Source organism: Pseudomonas sp. WC2 (genome assembly GCF_050586545.1).
In the GTDB taxonomy this organism is placed as follows: Bacteria; Pseudomonadota; Gammaproteobacteria; order Pseudomonadales; family Pseudomonadaceae; genus Aquipseudomonas.
In genome coordinates, this window is the sequence record NZ_JBOBDR010000004.1 from 44725 (window position 1) to 68889 (window position 24165).

General features: G+C 58.3%; 18 protein-coding genes and 1 tRNA gene. 16 read left to right on the forward strand and 3 right to left on the reverse strand.

The features are described from left to right. Positions 1–85 precede the first annotated feature (85 nt). The 3 genes from ACQ4OE_RS05890 to ACQ4OE_RS05900 all read left to right on the forward strand — a co-directional run bounded on the left by ACQ4OE_RS05890 (position 86) and on the right by ACQ4OE_RS05900 (position 4209). Positions 86–1357: a YeaH/YhbH family protein gene (locus tag ACQ4OE_RS05890; protein ID WP_008085192.1), complete on the forward strand. Its 1272-nt coding sequence runs from the start codon at positions 86–88 to the stop codon at positions 1355–1357. Then, positions 1354–2916: a SpoVR family protein gene (locus tag ACQ4OE_RS05895; RefSeq protein WP_122594813.1), complete on the forward strand. Its 1563-nt coding sequence runs from the start codon at positions 1354–1356 to the stop codon at positions 2914–2916. The genes ACQ4OE_RS05890 and ACQ4OE_RS05895 overlap by 4 nt, the downstream gene beginning before the upstream one ends. Before the next feature lie 63 nt (positions 2917–2979). Then, positions 2980–4209, forward strand: a complete 1230-nt coding sequence (locus tag ACQ4OE_RS05900) for a multifunctional CCA addition/repair protein (RefSeq protein WP_430946078.1) — start codon at positions 2980–2982, stop codon at positions 4207–4209. An 84-nt stretch (positions 4210–4293) separates the two neighbouring features. Here ACQ4OE_RS05900 and folK read toward each other — a convergent pair whose 3' ends face one another. After that, the gene (gene folK, locus ACQ4OE_RS05905; protein WP_430946079.1) at positions 4294–4812 is read right to left on the reverse strand and encodes a 2-amino-4-hydroxy-6-hydroxymethyldihydropteridine diphosphokinase; all 519 of its coding nucleotides are present in this window, start codon (positions 4810–4812) and stop codon (positions 4294–4296) included. Next, positions 4803–5159, reverse strand: a complete 357-nt coding sequence (gene folB / locus ACQ4OE_RS05910; protein ID WP_430946080.1) for a dihydroneopterin aldolase — start codon at positions 5157–5159, stop codon at positions 4803–4805. Before folB ends, folK begins: the two co-directional genes overlap by 10 nt. A 74-nt stretch (positions 5160–5233) precedes the next feature. Here folB and plsY point away from each other — a divergent pair, with 74 nt between their 5' ends. Continuing rightward, a complete protein-coding gene (gene plsY, locus ACQ4OE_RS05915) occupies positions 5234–5803 on the forward strand; it encodes a glycerol-3-phosphate 1-O-acyltransferase PlsY (protein ID WP_064390790.1) in 570 nt (189 codons plus the stop codon). Between the two features lie 23 nt (positions 5804–5826). Here plsY and tsaD read toward each other — a convergent pair whose 3' ends face one another. Next, positions 5827–6852, reverse strand: coding sequence for a tRNA (adenosine(37)-N6)-threonylcarbamoyltransferase complex transferase subunit TsaD (tsaD, locus tag ACQ4OE_RS05920; RefSeq protein ID WP_008085183.1), 1026 nt, complete (start codon positions 6850–6852; stop codon positions 5827–5829). Positions 6853–7051: 199 nt separating this feature from the next. Here tsaD and rpsU point away from each other — a divergent pair, with 199 nt between their 5' ends. The 12 genes from rpsU (at position 7052) to pqqB (ending at position 24149) form a co-directional block, all read left to right on the forward strand. After that, entirely contained in the window at positions 7052–7267 is a 216-nt protein-coding gene (rpsU, locus tag ACQ4OE_RS05925; RefSeq protein WP_002551877.1) for a 30S ribosomal protein S21, read from the forward strand. Between the two features lie 485 nt (positions 7268–7752). Continuing rightward, positions 7753–9717 (forward strand): DNA primase, encoded by a 1965-nt coding sequence (gene dnaG / locus ACQ4OE_RS05930; protein ID WP_122594807.1) that lies wholly within the window; start codon positions 7753–7755, stop codon positions 9715–9717. 67 nt (positions 9718–9784) lie between these two features. After that, positions 9785–11629 carry an RNA polymerase sigma factor RpoD gene (gene rpoD / locus ACQ4OE_RS05935; RefSeq protein WP_122594806.1) on the forward strand — a complete coding sequence of 615 codons (1845 nt, stop codon included), beginning with the start codon at positions 9785–9787 and terminating at the stop codon, positions 11627–11629. 127 nt (positions 11630–11756) lie between these two features. After that, positions 11757–15503 (forward strand): bifunctional diguanylate cyclase/phosphodiesterase, encoded by a 3747-nt coding sequence (locus ACQ4OE_RS05940; protein ID WP_430946081.1) that lies wholly within the window; start codon positions 11757–11759, stop codon positions 15501–15503. A 15-nt stretch (positions 15504–15518) separates the two neighbouring features. Next, positions 15519–15595 (forward strand) — tRNA-Ile (locus ACQ4OE_RS05945). A 438-nt stretch (positions 15596–16033) separates the two neighbouring features. Further along, positions 16034–17098: an Abi family protein gene (locus ACQ4OE_RS05950; protein ID WP_430946082.1), complete on the forward strand. Its 1065-nt coding sequence runs from the start codon at positions 16034–16036 to the stop codon at positions 17096–17098. Positions 17099–17298: 200 nt separating this feature from the next. Then, on the forward strand, positions 17299–17760 hold the full coding sequence (locus tag ACQ4OE_RS05955) for an Lrp/AsnC family transcriptional regulator (RefSeq protein WP_122594804.1): 462 nt from the start codon (positions 17299–17301) through the stop codon (positions 17758–17760). A gap of 222 nt (positions 17761–17982) precedes the next feature. Continuing rightward, on the forward strand, positions 17983–19665 hold the full coding sequence (locus ACQ4OE_RS05960; RefSeq protein WP_430946083.1) for a flavin monoamine oxidase family protein: 1683 nt from the start codon (positions 17983–17985) through the stop codon (positions 19663–19665). A gap of 12 nt (positions 19666–19677) precedes the next feature. After that, entirely contained in the window at positions 19678–20472 is a 795-nt protein-coding gene (locus ACQ4OE_RS05965; protein WP_430946084.1) for a carbon-nitrogen hydrolase family protein, read from the forward strand. Between the two features lie 38 nt (positions 20473–20510). Then, positions 20511–22925 carry a pyrroloquinoline quinone biosynthesis protein PqqF gene (pqqF, locus tag ACQ4OE_RS05970; protein WP_430946085.1) on the forward strand — a complete coding sequence of 805 codons (2415 nt, stop codon included), beginning with the start codon at positions 20511–20513 and terminating at the stop codon, positions 22923–22925. Between the two features lie 156 nt (positions 22926–23081). After that, entirely contained in the window at positions 23082–23156 is a 75-nt protein-coding gene (gene pqqA / locus ACQ4OE_RS05975) for a pyrroloquinoline quinone precursor peptide PqqA (RefSeq protein WP_003422658.1), read from the forward strand. 81 nt (positions 23157–23237) lie between these two features. Beyond that, positions 23238–24149 carry a pyrroloquinoline quinone biosynthesis protein PqqB gene (pqqB, locus tag ACQ4OE_RS05980; protein ID WP_123594031.1) on the forward strand — a complete coding sequence of 304 codons (912 nt, stop codon included), beginning with the start codon at positions 23238–23240 and terminating at the stop codon, positions 24147–24149. Positions 24150–24165: the final 16 nt, after the last annotated feature.

Below are 24165 nucleotides of genomic sequence, written 5' to 3' on the forward strand. Positions count from 1 at the left end.
AAAGCGCGTAACCCAGAGATGCCCGGGAACCTGCTTTTACTTGCAGCTTGAAGCTCACAACTTGAAGCTGCCCGGAGGGCTTCCTATGAGTTATGTGATCGACCGACGTCTGAATGGCAAGAACAAGAGCACGGTAAACCGCCAGCGCTTTTTGCGGCGTTACCGTGATCACATCAAAAAGGCTGTCGAAGAGGCGGTCAGCCGGCGTTCCATCACCGATATGGAACACGGCGAACAGATCAGTATTCCCGGTCGCGACATCGACGAACCGGTGCTTCACCACGGCCGCGGCGGCAAGCAGACCGTGGTTCATCCCGGCAACAAGGAGTTCACTGCCGGCGAACATATCGCCAGGCCGCCGGGTGGTGGCGGCGGACGCGGTCCGGGCAAGGCCGGCAATTCCGGCGAGGGCATGGACGAGTTCGTCTTTCAGATCACCCAGGAAGAATTTCTCGAGTTCATGTTCGAAGACCTCGAGCTGCCGAACCTGGTCAAACGCAACCTTAGCGGCACCGACACCTTCAAAACCGTGCGCGCGGGGATCAGTAACGAAGGCAACCCCTCTCGGATCAACATCATCCGCACCCTGCGTTCAGCTCACGCGCGGCGCATTGCTTTGTCGGGCAGCAGCCGGGCGAAACTGCGCGAAGCCAAAGAAGAACTTGAGCGGCTGAAACGCGAAGAACCGGACAACTTCGGCGATATTCAGGAACTCGAGGCGGAAATCGAAAAACTCAGCGCACGTATCCATCGTGTGCCGTTCCTCGATACGTTCGACTTGAAGTACAACTTGCTGATCAAACAGCCGAACCCAAGCTCGAAAGCCGTGATGTTCTGCCTGATGGACGTTTCCGGCTCCATGACCCAAGCGACCAAGGACATCGCCAAACGCTTTTTCATCCTGCTGTACCTGTTCCTGAAACGGAACTACGACAAGATCGACGTGGTGTTCATCCGCCACCACACCAGTGCGCGAGAAGTCGATGAAGAGGAGTTTTTCTATTCGCGGGAAACCGGCGGCACCATCGTCTCCAGCGCGTTGAAACTGATGCAGGAGATCATGGCCGAGCGTTATCCAAGCAATGAGTGGAACATCTACGCGGCCCAGGCTTCCGACGGTGACAACTGGAATGACGACTCGCCGATCTGCCGTGACATTCTGATCAACCAGATCATGCCGTTTGTGCAGTACTACACTTACGTGGAGATCACCCCGCGCGAACATCAGGCCTTGTGGTATGAATACGAACGCATCGCCGACGCCTTTTCTGACACTTTTGCCCAGCAGCAACTGGTCTCGGCCGGGGATATCTATCCGGTCTTCCGTGAACTCTTCCAGCGCAGGTTAGTGACATGACCGCCAAAGAGCAGAAGCGCCAACCCATTTCCACCGGCTCCGAATGGACGTTCGAGCTGATCCAGACCTACGACCGCGAAATCGCCCGTATCGCGGCCGGCTATGCGCTGGATACCTATCCCAATCAGATTGAAGTGATCACCGCCGAGCAGATGATGGATGCCTATGCCTCGGTGGGCATGCCGCTGGGCTACCACCATTGGTCCTACGGCAAACACTTCCTCAGCACCGAAAAATCCTACAGTCGCGGGCAGATGGGCCTGGCGTACGAGATCGTGATCAACTCGGACCCGTGCATCGCCTATCTGATGGAAGAAAACACCATCTGCATGCAGGCGCTGGTGGTGGCGCACGCGTGCTATGGCCACAACAGCTTCTTCAAGGGCAATTACCTGTTTCGCACCTGGACCGATGCCAGTTCGATCATCGATTACCTGGTGTTCGCCAAGCAGTACATCATGCAATGCGAGGAGCGCCATGGCATCGATGCCGTGGAAGACTTGCTCGACTCCTGCCATGCACTGATGAACTACGGCGTCGACCGCTACAAACGGCCCTACCCGATTTCCGCTGAGGAGGAACGCCGCCGGCAAAAGGATCGCGAAGAACACCTGCAGAAACAGATCAACGATTTGTGGCGCACCATTCCCAAAGGCGCGGACAAGTACAGCGACAAGGACAACGCGCGCTTCCCCGCAGAGCCGCAGGAGAACATCCTTTATTTCATCGAGAAGCACGCACCGTTGCTGGAGCCCTGGCAACGCGAGATCGTGCGGATTGTGCGCAAGATCGCTCAGTACTTTTATCCACAGCGCCAAACCCAAGTGATGAACGAAGGCTGGGCGACGTTCTGGCACTACACGCTGATGAACGACCTGTATGACGAGGGCCTGGTCACCGACGGCTTCATGATGGAGTTCCTGACGTCGCACACCAGCGTGGTATTCCAGCCAGGTTTCGACAGCCCTTACTACAGTGGCATTAACCCCTATGCATTGGGTTTTGCCATGTACCGCGACATTCGGCGCATGTGTGAAGAACCCACCGAAGAAGATCGGCACTGGTTTCCGGAAATTGCCGGGAGCGACTGGCTGTCGACCATCAAATTCGCCATGAGCAGCTTCAAGGATGAGAGTTTCATCCTGCAATACCTGTCACCGAAAGTGATCCGCGATCTGAAACTGTTCAGCATCATGGATGACGATCAGAAGGATGACCTGTTGGTGCCAGCGATTCATGACGAACCCGGTTATCGGATCATCCGCGAAACCCTGGCCGCGCAGTACAACCTCGGCAACCGCGAACCTAACGTGCAGATTTACAGCATCGATCGGCGTGGCGACCGCTCGTTGACCCTGCGCCACCAGCAACATGACCGTAAACCGCTGGGCGATTCCACCGAAGAGGTGCTCAAACACCTGCATCGTTTGTGGGGCTTCGACATTCACCTGGAAACCCTGCAGGGCGACCAGATCATGAAAACCCATCACGTTCCACCACGCAGCGAACACAGCGAAGGGGATTACGGTCGGCTCGATCTCGCCGTCATTCATCTTTGAAACGGTTCTGGCCTCCGAAAGTCCGACGCAAGGGTTATCCTGTCGGGCTAACGGAGGTTTTTTATGCAGATTTTCAAGGTTGGCGGTGCGGTGCGTGATCGCTTGCTGGGCAAGCCGGTCACCGACATTGATTGGGTCGTAGTCGGTGCTACGGCCGAGGAAATGCTCGAAAAGGGCTACCGCCCGGTGGGTGCGGACTTTCCAGTATTTCTTCACCCAAAAAGCGGTGAGGAATACGCCCTCGCTCGCACCGAACGCAAAAGCGGTCGCGGCTATGGCGGCTTTACCTTTCACGCCAGCCCCGACGTTACGCTTGAAGAGGACCTGATTCGCCGCGACCTGACCATCAATGCCATGGCCGAGGATGATCAGCAGAATTTAACTGACCCCTATCACGGCCAGCGCGATCTTGAGGATCGAATTCTGCGCCACGTTTCCCCGGCGTTTGCCGAAGATCCTCTCCGGGTATTGCGTGTAGCGCGCTTTGCCGCACGGTATGCGGGACTGGGTTTTACCGTGGCACCGGAAACCCTCGAACTGATGCGTCAACTCAGCGAATCGGGCGAGCTGGAAGCATTGACCGCTGAGCGCAGCTGGAAGGAAATTTCCCGCGCACTGCTGGAAGATCAGCCGCAGGTATTCATTCAGGTGCTGCGCGACTGTGGCGCGCTGAAAGTGTTAATGCCAGAGGTCGACGCGCTGTTTGGCGTGCCGCAACCCGAAGCGCACCACCCGGAAATCGACACCGGCCTGCACACCTTAAGCGTGCTGGAGCAATCAGCCCTGCACAAACAACCGCTGACCGTGCGCTGGGCCTGCCTGCTGCATGACCTCGGCAAAGGCCTGACGCCTGAAGAAGAATGGCCACGGCATATCGCTCATGAGCACACCGGGTTGAAGCTGATCAAAGCGGTCAACGAACGCTTCAAGGCGCCGAAGGATTGCCAGGAATTAGCCCTGCTCGTTGGCAAGTACCACACCCATGGGCACCGGGCGCTGGAGCTGAAGGCTTCGACATTGCTGGAGTTGCTGCAGAGTTTTGATGTGTATCGCCGCCCGCAGCGGTTTGAAGAATTCATCGCCGCGTGCGAGATGGATGCGCGAGGCCGCAAAGGGCTGGAGCAGAGAACTTATCCACAAGCGGATTACCTGCGAGGCGCAGCAAAGGCTGCACGGGAAGTCGCGGTGCAGCCGTTGCTGGAGAAGGGATTCAAGGGGCCGGAGCTGGGTGAAGCGCTGAAGCGTGAGCGACTGAAGGCACTGAAAGCCTACAAAGACGCGGCGTCCGCTTGAAAAGCTTCGCGAGCAGGCTCGCTCCCACATTTTGGCATGCATTTCCCTGTGGGAGCGAGCCTGCTCACGAAAACGTCAGTCGATTTAACGCAAATCCGAAGGCGTGAGCTGCTGCCCCCGCCACTCAAACCCAACCGGCGCCAGCACCTGATCAATCTGCGCCTCTGCCCACAACGTCGCGAAGCTTTTTCCCACGCCGGGATGCACGCGATCCGGCGCAATCATCGACAACGGCCACAGCACAAAGGCGTTTTTCAGAATCTCTGCCCGCGGCAAAACCAGACCGTCAAAATTGCCCGCCAAATCGCCATACAGCAGCACGTCGATATCCAGCGGCAAACCCTTGCGATCCGGCGCGTAGCGACCGTTATCCGCCTCAATAAACTTCAAGCGACGATCCAGTTCAATTAGCGGCAGATCGGTAAACGCCGACACCACAAAGTTGAAGAACGGCCCGCTCTTGATTCCCACTGGCTGACTCTCGAACACCGCCGAACAGCGGATATCCACCAGAAACGTCGCCAATGCATCGAGGCCTGCGCGCAAATGGGTTTCGCGCTGGATATTGCTACCGAGCCCGAGGAAGACCTGAGTCAGCGACATCCGCGCTCGATCTCCACACCCACGCCGCCCTTGGCAGCCGGCACCGCGCCCGGCTTGGTCAGCTTCAGGCGCACCCAAGTAATCTTGAATTCGCTCATCAGCACTTCGACCAGACGCTCGGCGAACGTCTCGACCAGTTGAAACTGCGCCTGCTCTGCAAAGGCCTGAATCCGCGTGGAAACACTGGCGTAATCGAGCGCCAGGTTCAGGTCGTCACCGGCCGCCGCCGGGCGATTGTCCCAAGCGAAGCTCAGATCAAGGCGCAGGCACTGTCGGATGCCGCGCTCCCAGTCGTAGGCACCGATCACGGTATCGACTTCCAGGCCCTCGATAAACACTCTGTCCAAGCACTTCTCTCCGCTGCACGACAAGGGCGCAATGCGCCGTTAGAATCAGGGCGTCCTCGCCCGGAATAGTTAGCATGTTTTGGTTACTGGCGACTCTCGCCTACCTGCTCGGCTCGCTGTCCTTCGCCATTTTGCTCAGCCGCCTGACCGGAAATCCGGATCCGCGAATGAGTGGCTCGGGCAATGCCGGCGCCACCAACATGCTGCGCCTGGCCGGTCGCAAACTGGCGATCCTGACCCTGTTGGGTGATCTGTGCAAAGGCTTGGTGCCGGTGCTGATTGCCTCGGCGGTCGGCCTTTCGCTGCAAGATCAGGCGTGGATCGGCGTGTGCGCCGTGATCGGTCACCTGTTCCCGCTGTATTTTCGCTTCCGTGGCGGCAAAGGTGTTGCCACTGCCGCCGGCATGCTGCTGGGCCTGTATCCGCCCGCCGCGTTGCTGGCCGTGTGCGCCTGGCTGCTGACGTTCTACCTGACCCGCACCAGCTCGCTGGCGGCGCTGATCGCCACGCCGCTGACCCTGCCATTACTGGCCTGGCAGGAACCGGAGGCGCTGCTGCCAATGAGCGCACTGACCTTGCTCATCGTCTGGCGCCATCGCGGCAATCTACGCGACCTGTTTGCCGGGCGCGAACGGCATTTCTAAATACCGCTCACCAGCGCCACTCATCACAACGCCGACAACTGCTCCATCGGCCAGCGCGCCTGAACGCTGATTGCCAGACTTTCCTGCTGGCCGGCCTGCAAACGCTGGCAACCGGCAAACGCGATCATCGCGCCGTTGTCGGTGCAGAACTCGGGACGGGCGTAAAACACATCGCCCTTCATGTCGCCGAGCATCTTCTCCAGCGAAACGCGCAAAGCCTTGTTGGCGCTGACGCCGCCAGCGATCACCAGACGCTTCATGCCCGCCTGTTTCAGGGCGCGCTTGCACTTGATGGTCAAAGTCTCCACCACGGCCTGCTGGAACGCCAGCGCGATGTCGCAACGGGCTTGCTCGTTGTCGTCCCCGGCGCTGACGCACTGCTGCCAGGCGTTGAGCGCGGAGGTTTTCAGACCACTGAAACTGAATTGCAGACCCGGGCGATCGCACATCGGACGCGGAAAGGTAAAACGTCCTGCAACGCCCTTCTCCGCCAACTTGGCGATTTCCGGCCCGCCAGGATAATTCAGGCCCATCATCTTCGCGGTTTTGTCGAATGCTTCGCCGGCAGCGTCGTCGAGCGTCTCGCCGAGCAAGGTGTATTGACCGATGCCATCGACCTGAACCAGCTGCGTATGACCGCCCGAGACCAACAAAGCGACGAACGGGAATTCCGGCGGTTTTGGCTCCAGCATCGGTGCGAGCAAATGCCCTTCCATGTGGTGCACGCCGAGCGCCGGAATGCCCCAGGCAAACGCCAGCGCCTGAGCGCAGGAAGCGCCGACCAGCAGCGCGCCAACCAGGCCAGGACCCGCGGTATAGGCGATCGCATCGATCTCGGTCGGCACGCAGTCAGCCTCGGCCAACACCTGACGAATCAAGGGCAGCATGCGTTTGACGTGGTCACGCGAGGCGAGCTCCGGCACCACACCGCCGTAGGCGCGGTGCAGGTCAATCTGACTGAACAGTGCGTCGGCCAGCAGACCGCGCTCACTGTCATATAATGCGACGCCGGTTTCGTCGCAGGAGGTTTCTAATCCCAGTACTAGCATGGGTTTGCGCCTTGTTTAGGCTGAATTCGAAGGCGCGCATAATAGTCCCCGCGTGATGCCCCGACCAGCGGTTTTCGATCAGAGGCTTTGCATTCCGAGCGATGAGGGGTTAACATCCGCAACCCTTAAAAACCGACGTCTTCAAGTGCTCTTTTGCCGCGAGGATGTTGACCCCGGTAATGAATGAAGGTAGCTCTGGATGCCAGCCGTCAAAGTTAAAGAGAACGAACCCTTCGACGTAGCTCTGCGTCGTTTCAAGCGCTCCTGCGAAAAAGCCGGTGTACTGGCTGAAGTTCGTAGCCGCGAATTTTACGAGAAGCCAACTTCTGAGCGTAAGCGCAAAGCAGCAGCCGCTGTTAAGCGTCACGCCAAGAAAGTTCAGCGCGAACAGCGCCGCGCCGTTCGTCTGTACTAATACACAGACGTTCGTAGCAAGCTTCTTGCCTAAGCCCGGCTCTGAGCCGGGCTAATGGCATTTGCGTAAAACGCTTGATGCTTCAACGTCGAAGCCGCACACGCGACCGAGACGAATCTGCTTCACACGTCAGACCTGGCTCTTTTGCCAGCGGTGCACGTCTTTTCTGACGAGCCTTTCAAGGCTACTGACGAGCACACCCACTGATTCCTCTTACGACGATCAGCCCAAGGCACCTGCATGCGTGCCCGCTTTATTGAGCTATCCGAGGCCCTTTACCGGCCGCCAGCGGATTCAGCGCAACACTTTCAAATAGTCGAAGACTGATAAGCACTAACGTCAGTGGATTTTCGGCAGATACACTTCCCGACAGCGATTACGCAGACGACACCGGTCGAGCCGCACCTTTTGCGTGCTTCCTATAATGACCCGCGTCCACCAGCCTTTCGCATCGGACTTATTGCAGCGCAGACGACGAGAATGCCATGGCCGGGCTGATTCCCCAGAGCTTCATTGACGACCTGCTGAACCGCACCGACATCGTCGACGTGGTCAGTTCGCGCGTGCAGTTGAAGAAGGCCGGCAAGAACTACACCGCCTGTTGCCCGTTTCACAAAGAGAAAACCCCGTCATTCAGCGTCAGCCCTGACAAGCAGTTTTATTACTGCTTTGGCTGCGGCGCCGGCGGTAATGCCCTCGGCTTTCTCATGGATCACGACAATCTGGACTTCCCCCAGGCTGTCGAGGATCTGGCCAAAGCCGCCGGCATGGAAATCCCTCGCGAAGAAAGCGGCCGGCCGCACAAACCGCGCCAACCGACCGATTCGCCGCTGTACCCGCTGCTCACCGCCGCCGCCGACTTTTACCGGCAAGCCCTCAAGAGCCATCCAGCGCGCAAAGCGGCGGTGGATTACCTTAAGGGCCGCGGCCTGACCGGCGAGATCGCCCGGGATTTCGGCCTCGGCTTCGCGCCGCCGGGCTGGGACAACCTGTTCAAGCACTTGAGCAGCGACACGCTTCAGCAAAAAGCCATGATCGACGCCGGCCTGCTGATCGAGAACGCCGAAACCGGCAAACGCTATGACCGCTTCCGCGATCGCGTGATGTTCCCGATCCGCGACACCCGCGGGCGCATCATTGCTTTTGGTGGTCGCGTGCTAGGTGACGACAAGCCGAAATACCTGAACTCACCGGAAACCCCGGTCTTCCATAAAGGCCAGGAACTCTACGGCCTCTATGAAGCGCGCAAGAACAATCGCAACCTCGACGAAATTATCGTCGTCGAAGGTTATATGGACGTCATCGCCCTTGCCCAGCAAGGCTTGAAGAATGCCGTAGCGACACTGGGCACCGCGACCAGCGAAGAGCACTTGAAGCGCCTGTTCCGCGTCGTGCCTAACGTGCTGTTCTGTTTCGACGGCGATCAGGCTGGCCGCAACGCCGCCTGGCGCGCACTGGAAGCAACCCTTTCCAGCCTGCAGGACGGGCGTCGTGCGCGCTTTCTGTTTCTGCCCGAAGGCGAAGACCCGGACACTCTGGTGCGCGCGGAAGGCACTGACGCCTTCAAGGCCCGAATCAATCAGCACGCGCAGCCGCTGGCCGATTATTTCTTCCAGCAACTGACCGAAGAAGCCGACCCGCGCTCGCTCGAGGGCAAGGCGCACATGGCCACCCTCGCCGCACCGTTGATCGACAAAGTGCCGGGCGCCAACCTGCGCATCCTGATGCGTCAGCGCCTGACCGAAATCACCGGCCTGAGCAGTGAAACCGTCAGTCAGCTGGCGCAAAGTGCGCCGCAGGAAGCGCCGCCCGCCTACGATCCGGGCATCAATTACGACGCAATGCCGGACTACAGCGACTACCATCAGCCGCAGGCACAGGACATGTATGTGCCGCAGCAGGAATGGACGCCAAAAAAACCCGGCGCCGGCGGCAAGAAGTGGGACAAGAAACCCTGGGACAAAAACGGCCAGCGTGGCGGTGATCGCGAACAACAACGCCCACGAACGCCGATTGGCGTCGAATCACCGACCCTGACCGCCCTGCGCACATTGCTCCATCACCCGCAATTGGCCGAGCGCGTCGAAGATGCCGGGCACATCGCGGACGAAAATCAGACCAACGCCCAGTTGCTTGTCGCGCTGCTCGAAGCCGTACAGAAGAATCCCAAGCTAAACTCATTTCAGTTGATCGCGCGATGGCACGGCACTGAACAGGGTCGCTTGCTCAAGGCACTGGCAGAAAAGGAATGGCTGATTGACGGAGATAACCTTGAACAACAGTTTTTCGACACCATTACTAGCTTGTCAGCCCGCCAACGCGAGCGAAATCTTGAACAGTTACTCAGGAAAGCCCGTCAAAGCGAACTGAGTATTGAAGAGAAAAATCAACTGCGCGACCTTCTAAGTCGCAATGTTTCCGCATCAAACCCGACCTCAACTGGCGCGTGAGGTCATAGCTCAGGTATAATCCTCGGCTTGTTTTTTGCCCGCCAAGACCTTCAGTGGATAGGGTGTTATGTCCGGAAAAGCGCAACAGCAGTCTCGTATTATTGAGTTGATCAAACTGGGTCGTGAGCAGAAGTATCTGACTTACGCCGAGGTCAACGACCACCTGCCCGAGGATATTTCAGATCCAGAGCAGGTGGAAGACATCATCCGCATGATTAACGACATGGGGATCCCCGTACACGAGAGTGCTCCGGATGCGGACGCCCTTATGTTGGCCGACGCCGATACCGACGAGGCCGCTGCGGAAGAAGCAGCCGCCGCGTTGGCAGCGGTGGAGACCGATATCGGTCGCACCACTGACCCGGTGCGCATGTACATGCGTGAAATGGGTACGGTCGAGCTTCTGACTCGTGAAGGCGAAATCGAAATCGCCAAGCGGATCGAAGAGGGCATCCGTGAAGTGATGAGCGCAATTGCGCACTTCCCTGGCACGGTTGACCACATTCTCTCCGAGTACACCCGCGTCACCACCGAAGGTGGTCGCCTGTCCGACGTCCTGAGCGGTTATATCGACCCGGACGACGGCATTGCGCCGCCTGCCGAAGTGCCGCCGCCAGTCGAAGCGAAAGTGGCGAAAGCCGACGACGAAACCGACGACGATGAAGCCGAATCTTCCGATGACGAAGAAGAAGCCGAAAGCGGTCCGGATCCGGTCATCGCTGCCCAGCGCTTTGGCGCCGTGGCTGATCAAATGGAAGTCACCCGCAAGGCCCTGAAAAAGCACGGTCGCAACAACAAGGCAGCGATTGCCGAGTTGCTCGCACTGGCCGAGCTGTTCATGCCGATCAAACTGGTGCCGAAGCAATTCGAAGGCCTGGTCGAGCGTGTTCGCGGTGCTCTGGATCGTCTGCGTCAGCAAGAGCGCGCGATCATGCAACTGTGCGTACGTGATGCACGTATGCCACGCGCCGATTTCCTGCGTCAGTTCCCGGGTAACGAAGTCGACGAAAGCTGGTCCGACGCCCTCGCTAAAGGCAAGAGCAAGTACGCCGAAGCCATCGGTCGCGTGCAGCCGGACATCCTCCGTTGCCAGCAAAAGCTGATTGCGCTGGAAACCGAGACCGGTCTGACCATCGCAGAAATCAAGGACATCAACCGTCGCATGTCGATCGGTGAGGCCAAGGCCCGCCGCGCGAAGAAAGAGATGGTTGAAGCCAACTTGCGTCTGGTGATCTCGATCGCCAAGAAGTACACCAACCGCGGCCTGCAATTCCTCGATCTGATCCAGGAAGGCAACATCGGTCTGATGAAAGCGGTGGACAAGTTCGAATACCGTCGTGGTTACAAGTTCTCGACTTATGCCACCTGGTGGATCCGTCAGGCGATCACTCGCTCGATCGCCGACCAGGCCCGCACCATCCGTATTCCGGTGCACATGATCGAGACGATCAACAAGCTCAACCGTATTTCCCGGCAGATGTTGCAGGAAATGGGTCGCGAACCGACCCCGGAAGAGCTGGGCGAACGCATGGAAATGCCTGAGGACAAGATCCGCAAGGTATTGAAGATCGCTAAAGAGCCGATCTCCATGGAAACCCCGATCGGTGATGACGAAGACTCCCATCTGGGTGACTTCATCGAAGACTCGACCATGCAGTCGCCAATCGATGTCGCCACTGTTGAGAGCCTTAAAGAAGCGACTCGCGAAGTGCTGTCCGGCCTTACTGCCCGTGAAGCCAAAGTACTGCGCATGCGTTTCGGTATCGACATGAACACCGACCACACACTCGAAGAAGTGGGCAAACAGTTTGACGTAACGCGTGAGCGGATCCGTCAGATCGAAGCCAAGGCGTTGCGCAAGCTGCGCCACCCGACGCGAAGCGAGCATCTGCGCTCCTTCCTCGACGAGTGATACCAGAACCCCCGGCCCAGGCCGGGGGTTTTGTTTTTGTGGCAGATTAAATTCCTCGCACCACCCTCCCCGCTGCTTACCCCGTCTACACTCGAAACAATCATCCCCGAGCCATAACGAGAGCGTTATGCCCAGACTGGCGTCCGTGCTTTTTTTGCTGTCACTGATGATCTGGACCGCAACGGCTGACGCGCTGACTCTGACCGATGAAGAACGTAGCTGGCTGGCGGCTCACCCGGATTTGCGCCTGGGTGTCGACGCGTCGTGGCCGCCGTTCGAGTACCGCGACGAGCAGAATCGCTATCAGGGATTGGCGGCCGATTACATCGACGTCATTCGCCAGCGTTTGGCGATCAAGTTGACGCCGATCGAACCCCTGAGCTGGACGGTGGTGCTGGAGCAGGTAAAAACGGGCAAGATCGACCTGTTGCCCGGGATCATGTCCACTCCGGAGCGCCAGAACTATCTGTCATTCACCCGCCCCTATCTCGACTTCCCGATCGTCATTCTTGCCCACGTCGGTGGCGCGCAACCGCGCAAACTGGATGATTTATACGGGCTGAAGATTGCCGTAGTGGAAAACTACGCCCCCCACGAACTGCTGCGCACCCATCACCCCGACCTCAATCTGGTGGCCATGCCCAATGTCAGTTCGGCCTTGCAGGCCTTGGCGACCGATGAAGTGGACGCGGTGGTCGGCGACCTCGCGTCCAGCGTCTGGAGCCTGCGCCAGCTCAAGCTCGACGGCCTGTATGTCAGCGGCGAAACCCCGTATCGCTACCAATTGGCGATGGCCGTGCCCCGCGACAACAAGGTCTTGGTGGGCATTCTCGACAAAGTCCTCGCCGACATGACCCCGGCGGAAATCAGCAGTATCCAGGAGCACTGGGTCGGCAACGTCCTCGATCACCGGACATTCTGGTCTGACCTGCTGATCTACGGCCTCCCGGGACTGTTGCTGCTGATCACCGTTCTGGCCGTGGTGATTCGCATCAACCGCCGCCTGAGCTCTGAAATCGCCCGCCGCATCGACCTCGAACAGGAGCTGCGCAGCAGCGAATATCACTACCGCGGTCTGGTGGAAAGTCTGTCGGCCATCGCCTGGGAAGCGCGCATGAGCGACTTCACCTACAGCTATGTTTCGCCACACGCCGAAGACTTGCTCGGTTATCCACAATCCCATTGGCTGATTCCGGGCTTCTGGCACAACATCATTCACCCGGCGGACCTGACGCGCACGCAGAGTTATTGCAAAGAGGCACTGCGTGAAGGTCGCGATCACATCGTCGATTATCGCGTGATCACCGCCGATGGCCGCTGCCTGTGGGTGCGCGACATCGTCAGTCTGATTGAGCATGGTCATGAGCCGGTGATGCGCGGTTTGATGATCGATATCAGTGAAATCAAGCGCACCGAAGAAGCGTTGCGGCTTTCGGAGCAAAAATTCGCCTCAGTGTTCGAACAATGTCCGGACATCCTGGTGATCGCGCGGTTGTCCGACGGTTGTCTGCTGGAGGTCAACGAAGCGTTTGAAGAACAGATCGGCCTGAAAGCCGAAGAAGTCATTGGCCAAACCGCTACTAACCTGAATATCTGGGGCATTCCGGGTGTTGGCCCCGGGCTGTTGCAGCGCTTGCAGGCCGGCAGCATCCGCAATCTCGAAATGCCCTTTCGCCGCAACAATGGCCAGTTGTTCACCGGCCTGATTTCCGCCGAGCCGTTTGACCTGGACACCACGCCTGCGCTCGTGGTCGTGGTGCGAGATATCACCCAGCTCAAAGAAACCCAGCAACAATTGCAGACCTCCGAAGAGAAGTTTGCCAAGGCTTTCCATGCCTCGCCGGACGGCTTGCTGCTGTCGCGGCAGAGCGACGGTTTGCTGCTGGAGGTCAACGAAGGCTTCAGTCGTATTACCGGGTTCAACAGTGCGATGTCGGTGGATCGCTCGGCGCTGGACCTGGGGATCTGGGTCAATCTCAACGAACGCAAACAGATGCTGGATCTGCTGCACCGCGACGGTTTCGTCCGCGACTTCACCTGCCACATCCGCCGCAGCGACGGGCAGATTCGTCTTTGCGAAGTCTCCAGTCGGCCGCTGCCGATCGGCGATGAAGACTGCATGCTGACCATCGCCCGCGACATCACCGAACGTCATCTTATGCAGGAAAAACTGCAACAAGCCGCGACCGTGTTCGAGAGCACTGCCGAAGGCGTGTTGATCACCGACACGCAGCAGCACATCAGCGCGGTCAACCGCGCGTTCACCGAGATCACCGGCTACAGCGAGAGCGAAGCCCTCGGCCATACCCCGCGCCTGCTCGCTTCCGGCCTGCACGACAGCGCTTTTTATGCGGCGATGTGGCACCAGTTGACCGACGAGGGTCACTGGCAAGGTGAAATCTCCAATCGGCGCAAGAATGGCGAGCTGTACCCGAGCTGGCTGACCATCAGCGCCGTGCGCAACCGTGACAAATTCATCACCCACTTTGTCGCTGTATTCGCGGATATTTCCAGCCTCAAACACGCGCAGGCCAAACTCGATTATCAGGCGCACCATGACCCGCTGACCGGCCTGCCCAATCGCACGTTGTTCGAAAGCCGTTTGCTCACTGCCCTGAACAATCAACAGGAAAACGGCGGCCAGGGCGCCGTGCTGTTCCTCGATCTCGACCGCTTCAAGCACATCAACGACAGTCTCGGCCACCCGGTCGGCGACCTGCTGCTCAAAGGCATCGCCGTGCGTTTGAAAGAGCAGTTGCGTGACATCGACACCGTGGCGCGACTGGGCGGCGATGAATTCATCATTCTGCTCCCCGGCCTGCAACAGGCCAGCGACGCCGACAACATCGCCACCAAGCTGCTCAATTGCTTCGGCGCACCATTCCAGGCCGGCGAGCATGAGTTTTTCATTAGCGCCAGCATCGGCACCAGCCTCTACCCGCGCGATGGCTGTGACGTCGCCACACTGGTGAAAAACGCCGACGCAGCGATGTACCGCTCCAAAGCCAAGGGCCGCAACCGCGTGGAGAGCTACACCCGCGACCTCACCGCCCAGGCCAGCGAGCGCGTGGCACTGGAGCACGAACTGCGCCGGGCCATTGAGCGCGATGAACTGTTTCTCTACTACCAACCGAAGATCAGCCTGGAAGATCACAGCCTGGTCGGCGCCGAAGCACTGATCCGCTGGCGTCACCCGACTTTCGGCGACGTGCCGCCGGAGCACTTCATCCCGCTGGCCGAAGAGAACGGCATGATCCTGCAGATCGGTGATTGGGTACTGGAAACGGCCTGTCGGCAGATGTTCGAATGGAATCAGGTCTACGACAGCCTCGGCCCGCTCTCGGTCAACCTCGCCGGCGCGCAACTGCGTCAGCCCAACCTGTTAGGGCGCATCGAACAACTGCTCAAGGACAACCGCCTGCAACCGGATTTACTGCAACTGGAAATTACCGAGAATTTCATCATGAGTCAGGCCGAAGAGGCGCTGGCGGTGCTGCACCAACTCAAACACCTCGGCGTGCAACTGGCGATCGACGACTTCGGCACTGGCTATTCCTCGCTTAGCTACCTCAAGCGCTTGCCGCTCGACATCCTCAAAATCGACCAGTCCTTCGTCCGCGGACTGCCTGACGACCCGCACGATGCCGCGATTGTCCGCGCCATCATCGCCCTCGGTCGCAGCATGCAATTCACCGTGATCGCCGAGGGCGTGGAAACCCAAGCGCAACAGCAATTCCTCGCCGCCGAAGGCTGCGAACAGATCCAGGGCTACATCGTCAGCCTGCCGCTGCCGCCGGAAGAATTCGCCGCTACGTTTCTGCGTGTAACCGTATCGGATTATTCGGATAGCACAGCCGAGAAACCGTCGCTATAATCCGCGACCTACTGAGGGCCTATAGCTCAGTTGGTTAGAGCAGAGGACTCATAATCCTTTGGTCCACGGTTCAAGTCCGTGTGGGCCCACCAAATTGAAAGCCGCGCTAAATGCGCGGCTTTTTCTTGGGCGAGTGGTTGGGGGGTCAGTCTTGGCGAGCGCAATGTTCGGAAGACTTCCCTGAAGGCTGTAGGCAAGTTCCGAAGCTGTGGTTTCGAGCGGTTTGGCGCCTGTTGGGCGTTGGTTTGACGGGATACTCTCAATACATGACTTGGCCGCAATGAGCAAAGCGGTGATGGATGATGTGGTGAAGGTCTTAACCAAAGTCTGAAAAGACTGATAGTTCAAGCTCCGATAGCGAGATCCCGCATAGACGCCTTATCTTCTCCGCCTAGCGCAGGAGCAGCAAAGAACTTGCAAAGCGAAGCAGTTATACCTAGTCTTTCCCGCAACATACCCGCCATGCCTAGGGCTGCGTTAGCAGCTAAGCACAAATTGAGCGGGTTTTTTTTGCCCGGAGTTTTTGGGGCATGAGAGTTTTCCATAAACCTGTCATTGATATTCCCGCTCAGATCGCGCTGCTCAAGCGACGGGGATTGCAGATTCAGGACGAGGCCAGGGCCCATTGTTTTCTGGAGGCTGTAAGCTACTTTCGTCTCACTCCCTATATGCGCACGTTCCAGCAGACGGGGAACCAAAATCATCTTTTTCGCCACGGCGCGGGCTTCCGGGATTTAACAAGACTCTACGAGTTTGACCGTCGATTGCGCCTGCTTGTCATAGATGCAATCGAACGGGTGGAAGTCGCCGTTCGATCCATGATCAGCAATCACATGGGGCCTCTTCATGGCGGGCACTGGTATGTAAATGCTTGCCTCTTTCAGCACACCTACGACCATACCCGTTTGCTAGAGACCATTAACGCCAAACAGCTTGCGGCAAAGCGTGATTATGAAAGGGAATGTCAGCGGATCGACCGCTTGCAAACCAGTGAGCATCGTAAGTCTCAACTGAAGCACCGGCGCGCCAGCGAAAGCTACGCCCGTCATTATCCAGTCAATTACGATAGCCCCTCACTGATGCCGGGCTGGGCAATGCTTGAAGAGCTTACCTTGGGAGAATTATCCCATCTCTTCAAAGGACTAGCCCGCGATTCTGATAAAAAAGCCATATCCAGCCAATTAGGGCTACCTGCGCCTTTGTTGCTGTCCTGGATGCATACTCTGACCACCATCCGAAATTTATGCGCCCATCATGCAAGACTGTGGAATCGCGAACTCGGGATACGTCCGGAATTACCTAAAAAACCCTCCTTCTCATGGCCAATAGCATTGATCCAGGAAGGGCCTCATCCGAGGATCTACCCGGTGCTGTGCATTCTCAATCATCTGACGTGCCGAGTGAGTCCACATTCTCGTTGGGATATCCGATTGCACGAATTAATGCGCGAGTTTCCGCAGGTCGATCAGCGAGCGATGGGTTTTACCGAGCATTGGCATCAGGACACGTTCTGGGATTTCGATTACGGCTCTTTCAGAAAACCAAAAAGCCCCGACGATTTCGCATCGGGGCTTTCTACAGAGCTCATCTCCTGATTTTTACAACCCTCAGAAAATGGGATAAGAGGTCTCACCTTACACCGACGTAGCAGCATCGCTGAGGTACCTACGTCTGCTAAAGCCCTGCCAGGCAGCAGATTTCGCGCTCTTGCCCACATCTTTGACAAGGATCAGCATCGTGTCAACTTGGTAGTCTTGTAACATGCGTAACTCACCACCGCCATGGAACCGCCCCCTTGCCAGACACCCGCCCGCCCGTGCTCGACGAAATCGACCGTCAGCTGATCGCCGCTCTGCAAATCAACGCCCGCGAAAGCGTGGCCATGCTTGCCCGGCAATTGGGCATTGCGCGCACCACCGTGACCTCTCGATTGGCGCGGCTAGAGAAGGCCAAAGTGATCACCGGTTATGGCGTGCGCCTTGGGCAACGCGTGGTTGATGGCGGCTTGCAGGCCTACGTCGGGATCAAGGTGCAGCCACGCTCCGGCAAGGAGGTAGTACGCCGGTTGAGTGCGATGGCGCAGGTGCAGCAGTTGTGTGCGGTGAGTGGCGAGTTTGATTATGTGGCGTGGTTGCGTACCGATTCGCCGGAGCAACTGGATCAGTTGCTGGATCAGATTGGCAGCGTGGACGGGGTGGAGAAGACCACAACTTCGATTATTTTGAGTAGCAAGGTTGATCGGGGGCAGCCGGTTTAAGCTGTTCATGGGCTGCTCTGCTGGATTATCCGGCCTCTTCGCGAGCAGGTTCGCTCCCACATTTTGGTCGGTGTGTAGTTGATTATCGTCATATTGATCAGACAATGATCAAAACGACGACAATTTGCGTCTTATTAACGTGTTCCACGCTCCCTAGAATGGCTGGCATCTTTTCCTATACTCAGACGCGCATCCCGCGTCGGGTCGCCAGCAAGGTCAGCCATGAACAAGAACAATCGCCATCCTGCAGACGGTAAGAAACCAGTCACCATATTCGGCCCGGACTTTCCGTTCGCGTTCGACGACTGGATCGAACACCCGGCCGGTCTCGGCACTATCCCTGAACATAATCACGGCGCAGAAGTGGCGATTGTCGGCGCGGGCATCGCTGGCTTGGTGGCGGCTTACGAGTTGATGAAGCTCGGTCTGAAACCAGTGGTTTACGAGGCGTCGAAGCTGGGCGGGCGTTTGCGTTCGCAAGCGTTCAACGGCACTGACGGCATCGTCGCGGAGCTCGGCGGCATGCGATTTCCGGTATCTTCCACGGCGTTTTATCACTACGTCGACAAGCTCGGCCTCGAAACCAAACCCTTCCCGAACCCACTGACGCCAGCCTCCGGCAGCACAGTCATCGATCTGGAAGGTAAAACCCATTACGCACAGAAACTGGCGGATCTTCCTGCACTTTTCCAGGAAGTGGCTGACGCTTGGGCGGACGCACTGGAGGCCGGTTCGCAATTCGCCGATATTCAGCAAGCCATTCGCGACCGTGATGTGCCACGCCTCAAAGAACTGTGGAACACCTTGGTGCCGCTGTGGGACGACCGCACGTTCTACGATTTCGTCGCCACCTCTGCAGCCTTCGCCAAACTGTCGTTCCATCACCGCGAAGTGTTCGGTCAAGTCGGTTTCGGCACCGGCGGCTGGGACTCGGACTTCCCCAACTCGATGCTGGAAATCTTCCGCGTTGTGATGACCAACTGCGACGATCACCAGCACTTGGTGGTCGGCGGCGTCGAGCAAGTGCCGCAAGGCATCTGGCGCCATGTGCCGGAGCGCTGCGTACATTGGCCCGAAGGCACCAGTCTGAAATCCCTGCACCGTGGCGCGCCACGTTCCGGCGTGAAGAAAATTGCCCACGCACCGGATGGTCGTTTCGCTGTCACCGACAACAACGGCGACACCCGCGAATACGCCGCTGTGCTGACCACTTGCCAGAGTTGGCTGCTGACCACGCAGATCGAATGCGACGAAAGCCTGTTCTCGCAGAAGATGTGGATGGCACTGGACCGCACGCGCTACATGCAGTCGTCGAAGACTTTCGTGATGGTCGACCGCCCATTCTGGAAGGACAAGGACCCGGAAACCGGCCGCGACCTGATGAGCATGACCCTCACCGATCGCCTGACCCGTGGCACCTATCTGTTCGACAACGGCGACGACAAACCGGGCGTGATCTGCCTGTCCTATTCGTGGATGAGCGATGCGTTGAAAATGCTCCCGCATCCGGTGGAAAAACGCGTTGAGCTGGCGTTGAATGCGTTGAAAAAGATCTACCCGAAAGTCGACATCGCCGCGCGAATCATTGGCGACCCGATCACCGTATCGTGGGAAGCCGACCCGTATTTCCTCGGCGCCTTCAAAGGCGCCCTGCCCGGCCACTATCGCTATAACCAGCGCATGTACGCGCACTTCATGCAGGACGAGATGCCAGCCGAGCAGCGCGGAATTTTCATCGCCGGCGACGACGTTTCATGGACGCCGGCATGGGTCGAAGGCGCAGTGCAAACCTCGCTCAACGCAGTGTGGGGGATCATGAAGCATTTCGGCGGGTCGACACATAAAGCGAACCCGGGCCCCGGTGATGTGTTCAAAGACATCGGCCCTATCGCCCTGCCCGAGTAAGAGGAATCCTTGATGCGTGTAGCCCTTTATCAATGTCCACCGCTGCCACTGGAACCCGCCGCCAACCTGCAGCGCCTGCATCAATTGGCGATGGAGGCCAAAGGCGCCGACCTGCTGGTGCTGCCGGAGATGTTCATGACCGGCTACAACATTGGCGCCGAAGCGGTCAGCACCTTGGCCGAGGTCTACAACGGTGAGTGGGCGCAACAGATCGGGCGGATCGCCAAGGCTGCGGGTCTGGCGATTGTTTACGGTTATCCGGAGCGTACCGCCGACGGGCAAATTTACAACGCCGTGCAGTTGATCGATTCCCACGGCGAGCGCCTGTGCAATTACCGCAAGACGCATCTGTTCGGTGATCTGGATCGCTCGATGTTCAGCCCCGGCGACGATGATTTCCCCATCGTCGAACTCAATGGCTGGAAGCTCGGTTTCCTGATCTGCTACGACCTCGAGTTTCCGGAAAACACCCGCCGTTTGGCACTCGCCGGTGCTGAGCTGATTCTGGTGCCGACCGCGAACATGGTTCCGTTCGATTTCGTTGCTGACGTCACCGTGCGTTCCCGCGCCTTCGAAAACCAGTGCTACGTGGCCTACGCCAATTATTGCGGCAGCGAAGGCGACATCCACTATTGCGGACAAAGCAGCCTCGCCGCACCGGACGGCAGCCGCATCGCCCAGGCCGGACTCGACGAAGCGCTGATCATCGGTGAGCTTGATCGCCAGTTGATGCTCGACTCACGCGCCGCCAATCACTACCTGAATGATCGGCGTCCAGAGCTTTACGGCGCGCTCAACAAGCGCTAATCCGCTAGCATTGGCACTTCACTGTTCTGGAAGTGCCCATGCCTGCGCCGACTCCCCCCCGCCCCCACACTGAAACCCTGGCCAACGGCTTGCGCGTAACCCTGCGTCATGCGCCGAGTCTCAAGCGCAGCGCTGCCGCATTGCGCGTGGCTGCCGGTAGCCATGACGTGGCATTGGCGTGGCCGGGGCTGGCGCATTTTCTGGAGCATCTGCTGTTTCTCGGCACCGAGCGTTTTCCTACGGGCGAAGGGCTCATGGCCTACGTGCAAGGTCAGAGCGGGCAAGTGAATGCCAGCACTCGCGAACGCACTACAGACTTTTTCTTTGAGCTGCCGACCCGAGCGTTCAGCGGCGGGCTGGAGCGTCTGTCAGACATGCTCGCCAACCCACGTATGAATCTGGACGATCAGCTGCGGGAACGGGAAGTGTTGCAGGCGGAATTTGTCGCTTGGTCGCAGGATCCAGCGGCGCAGCGGCAGTTTTCTTTGTTCGAAGGTTTACCAGCAGAGCATCCGCTACGCGGGTTTCATGCAGGTAATCGGGACAGCCTGAAAGTTGAAGACCCGGCATTTCAGCAAGCGTTGAAAGATTTCCACCAACAGTTTTATCAGACCGGGCAAATGACGTTGAGCCTGGTCGGGCCGCAGAGCCTTGAAGAATTGCAAATGCTGGCGGAGCAGTTTGCGGCGGCGTTGCCGGCTGGGGATAAAATTACCCAGGCTGCGCCCCTTCCGCTGGCCGTGAAAAGTTATCAACAGGCCGATGAGCGGCGCGGCAATCTGTTGCTTGCTTTTGATGCCTTGCCTGAGTCGTCCCATGAAGCTTTGGCGTTTCTTTGCCATTGGTTGAACAACGCCAAGCCCGGCGGACTACTTGCGCACTTGCAACAGCTAAAACTGGCGGATGGATTGAACGCCGCGCCGGTGTACCAGTTTGCCGGGCAAGCGTTGCTGCATCTAGAGTTCACCGCGCCCACCGAATCGTTAAACGCTATTCGCGAACAACTGCTCGATTGGCTGAGTTTCTTTGCTCAGCAAGATTGGACGCCATTGCGCAAGGAATACGCAGCCCTGCTGCAACGACAGCAGCGAGTCAGCGGCGCACTGCAACTGGCGCGGCTGGACAGTGAGCAATTGGAAAATGGCCTGTCCGAAAAAGGCGTTGAAGCCCTTACACAGATCCTCAGCGAAATCGGCACTGTGGATAACTTCAGCGCTCACTGGCACTTGCCTGCCGCCAATCCATTCCTGCGCGCCGACGAACCTTTGGCCAACGCCGGACTGATTCGCGGCCAGACCAGCGCCCACCGAGGCCTGCGCACCTTCGCTCAGGATCGCTCCCGTGGCCGACGTGAACGTTCGCCGATGCAATTCAGCCATGCATTGCCGGACAACGGCGAAGAAGGTGCGATTTATCTGCGTTGGCAGGTGGAGGCTGCCGCCAGCGCCGATCTGCTCTCGCGGTTGCAACGCAGTCTTCGGCCAACTCAGCAAGATGCGCGTGAGGCCGGGGTCGATTTGTCTTTCAGCGCCTCTGGCAATCAATGGCTGCTGAAACTCACCGGCCTGCAAGAGTCGATGCCCAGCGTCCTCGAACACGCGCTGAAATGTCTGACGCAAGTTGACGCTGATTCGCCGCGAAGCGAGCCGGAAACGCCGCTGATCGCCATCCGCCAATTACTCAAAGTGCTGCCAGAACATGTTCTGCCACCCGCCGATATCGGCGACGACGCCAAACACCTGTGGACAACTTCACGCTGGGACGGCCTCGCTTTGGGTCTCAAACCACAAACGCAATCCGCCATGGGCCTGGCCCTGAGCCGCATTCCCGGGATCCCGGATAATCAGCTCTCCGCGCCAGCAGTGATCTTCACAGAAAAGCACTGGCGCCACATCGATACCGCATCCAGCGAACATGCCTTGCTGCTGCATTGCCCGACCGCCAGCCGTGACATCGCCAACGAGGCGGCGTGGCGGATGCTCGCGCACCTGTGCCAAACACCGTTCTATCAGCGTTTGCGCGTCGAGTTGCAACTGGGCTACGCCGTGTTCAGTGCGCTGCGGCAGGTGCACGGGCAAACCGGCCTGCTGTTCGGCGTGCAATCGCCAAATGTCGAACCTATGGAATTGCTTGAACACATTCAACAGTTTCTCAACGGCATTCCTGCACTGATCGAACAGGCCGATGACGCCAGCCTCAACCAACACCGGCAGAACCTCGCCAATCAATTCGATGACAACCAGCTGTCCAGCAAAGACGCCGACGAATTGCTCTGGCAGGCCAGGCTTGCGGGCCACTCGTCGGATTATCTGGAGCAACTGATTGCCGCCATCCACCGATTGGATCGCGCGGCATTGCTCAGTGCGACACAACGTCTGATCAACGCAGACGGTGGCTGGCTCTGCCTCACCAGCGATTCCGCCGCCGAAACCCTATGGCAAGGGGCAAATTGATCATTACCGAGGCTGCAAGGAGCTTTCTCAAAGATTCATGGGCATTTACCCGGAAATTTTGAGTAACATAGCAGCCTAACTATTTGGAACATCTCTGCGCTGCCGTGGACTATAACTATGGACAGCGCTATCCCACCCACCCTGAAGGAGACACCCATGTCCTGGACAAAACCTGCTTACACCGACCTGCGTATCGGCTTCGAAGTCACCATGTACTTCGCCAGCCGCTGAGTTCTGCTTACGTAGAATTGCAGTGCAACGCCTCGGCTCGCCGGGGCGTTTTATTTTCCGCGTTGAAATGATGGAGTGTTCATGTTCGTCCAGATTCTGGGTTCGGCCGCTGGCGGCGGTTTTCCGCAGTGGAACTGCAACTGCGTCAACTGCGCAGGTTTTCGCGACGGCAGCCTGAATGCCAAGGCCCGTACCCAATCGTCCATCGCGATTTCCGATGACGGCGTGAACTGGGTGTTGTGCAACGCCTCACCGGACATCCGCGCCCAGCTGCAAAGCTTCGCCCCGATGCAGCCGGGCCGCGCCCTGCGTGACACTGGCATCAGCGCGATCATCCTGATGGACAGCCAGATCGACCACACCACCGGTCTGCTCAGCCTGCGCGAAGGCTGCCCGCATCAAGTGTGGTGCACGGACATGGTTCACGAAGATTTGAGCACCGGTTTCCCGCTGTTCAAGATGCTCACCCATTGGAACGGCGGATTGGACTGGAACCGCATCGAGCTCGATCAGAGCTTTACTGTGGCGGCGTGCCCGAATCTGCGATTCACTCCGCTGCCATTGCGCAGCGCAGCGCCGCCCTACTCGCCGCACCGCTTCGATCCGCACCCGGGCGACAACATCGGTTTGATCGTTGAAGACCTGAACACCGGCGGCAAACTGTTTTACGCCCCGGGTCTGGGCAAGGTCGATGCGCCGTTGCTGGAGATCATGGCGGGCAGCGATTGCCTGCTGGTCGACGGCACGATGTGGGACGACGACGAAATGCAGCGCCGTGGCGTCGGCACCCGCACCGGTCGCGAGATGGGGCATCTGGCGCAGAACGGCCCTGGCGGCATGCTCGAAGTGCTGGAACAACTGCCAGAGCAGCGCAAAGTGCTTATCCACATCAACAACACCAACCCAATTCTCGATGAAGATTCGCCGGAGCGTGCTGAACTGGCGCGGCGTAATGTTGAAGTGGCGTATGACGGCATGAGTATTGTGTTGTAAGCCGTAGGTACCGATG

What these genes read in the sequence shown, in the direction of transcription:
- ACQ4OE_RS05890 (WP_008085192.1), top strand. Translation starts at nt 86, where the DNA reads ATGAGTTATGTGATCGACCGACGTCTGAATGGCAAGAACAAGAGCACG.
- ACQ4OE_RS05895 (WP_122594813.1), top strand. Translation starts at nt 1,354, where the DNA reads ATGACCGCCAAAGAGCAGAAGCGCCAACCCATTTCCACCGGCTCCGAA.
- ACQ4OE_RS05900 (WP_430946078.1), top strand. Translation starts at nt 2,980, where the DNA reads ATGCAGATTTTCAAGGTTGGCGGTGCGGTGCGTGATCGCTTGCTGGGC.
- folK (WP_430946079.1), bottom strand. Translation starts at nt 4,812, where the DNA reads ATGTCGCTGACTCAGGTCTTCCTCGGGCTCGGTAGCAATATCCAGCGC.
- plsY (WP_064390790.1), top strand. Translation starts at nt 5,234, where the DNA reads ATGTTTTGGTTACTGGCGACTCTCGCCTACCTGCTCGGCTCGCTGTCC.
- tsaD (WP_008085183.1), bottom strand. Translation starts at nt 6,852, where the DNA reads ATGCTAGTACTGGGATTAGAAACCTCCTGCGACGAAACCGGCGTCGCA.
- rpsU (WP_002551877.1), top strand. Translation starts at nt 7,052, where the DNA reads ATGCCAGCCGTCAAAGTTAAAGAGAACGAACCCTTCGACGTAGCTCTG.
- dnaG (WP_122594807.1), top strand. Translation starts at nt 7,753, where the DNA reads ATGGCCGGGCTGATTCCCCAGAGCTTCATTGACGACCTGCTGAACCGC.
- rpoD (WP_122594806.1), top strand. Translation starts at nt 9,785, where the DNA reads ATGTCCGGAAAAGCGCAACAGCAGTCTCGTATTATTGAGTTGATCAAA.
- ACQ4OE_RS05940 (WP_430946081.1), top strand. Translation starts at nt 11,757, where the DNA reads ATGCCCAGACTGGCGTCCGTGCTTTTTTTGCTGTCACTGATGATCTGG.
- ACQ4OE_RS05950 (WP_430946082.1), top strand. Translation starts at nt 16,034, where the DNA reads ATGAGAGTTTTCCATAAACCTGTCATTGATATTCCCGCTCAGATCGCG.
- ACQ4OE_RS05960 (WP_430946083.1), top strand. Translation starts at nt 17,983, where the DNA reads ATGAACAAGAACAATCGCCATCCTGCAGACGGTAAGAAACCAGTCACC.
- ACQ4OE_RS05965 (WP_430946084.1), top strand. Translation starts at nt 19,678, where the DNA reads ATGCGTGTAGCCCTTTATCAATGTCCACCGCTGCCACTGGAACCCGCC.
- pqqF (WP_430946085.1), top strand. Translation starts at nt 20,511, where the DNA reads ATGCCTGCGCCGACTCCCCCCCGCCCCCACACTGAAACCCTGGCCAAC.
- pqqB (WP_123594031.1), top strand. Translation starts at nt 23,238, where the DNA reads ATGTTCGTCCAGATTCTGGGTTCGGCCGCTGGCGGCGGTTTTCCGCAG.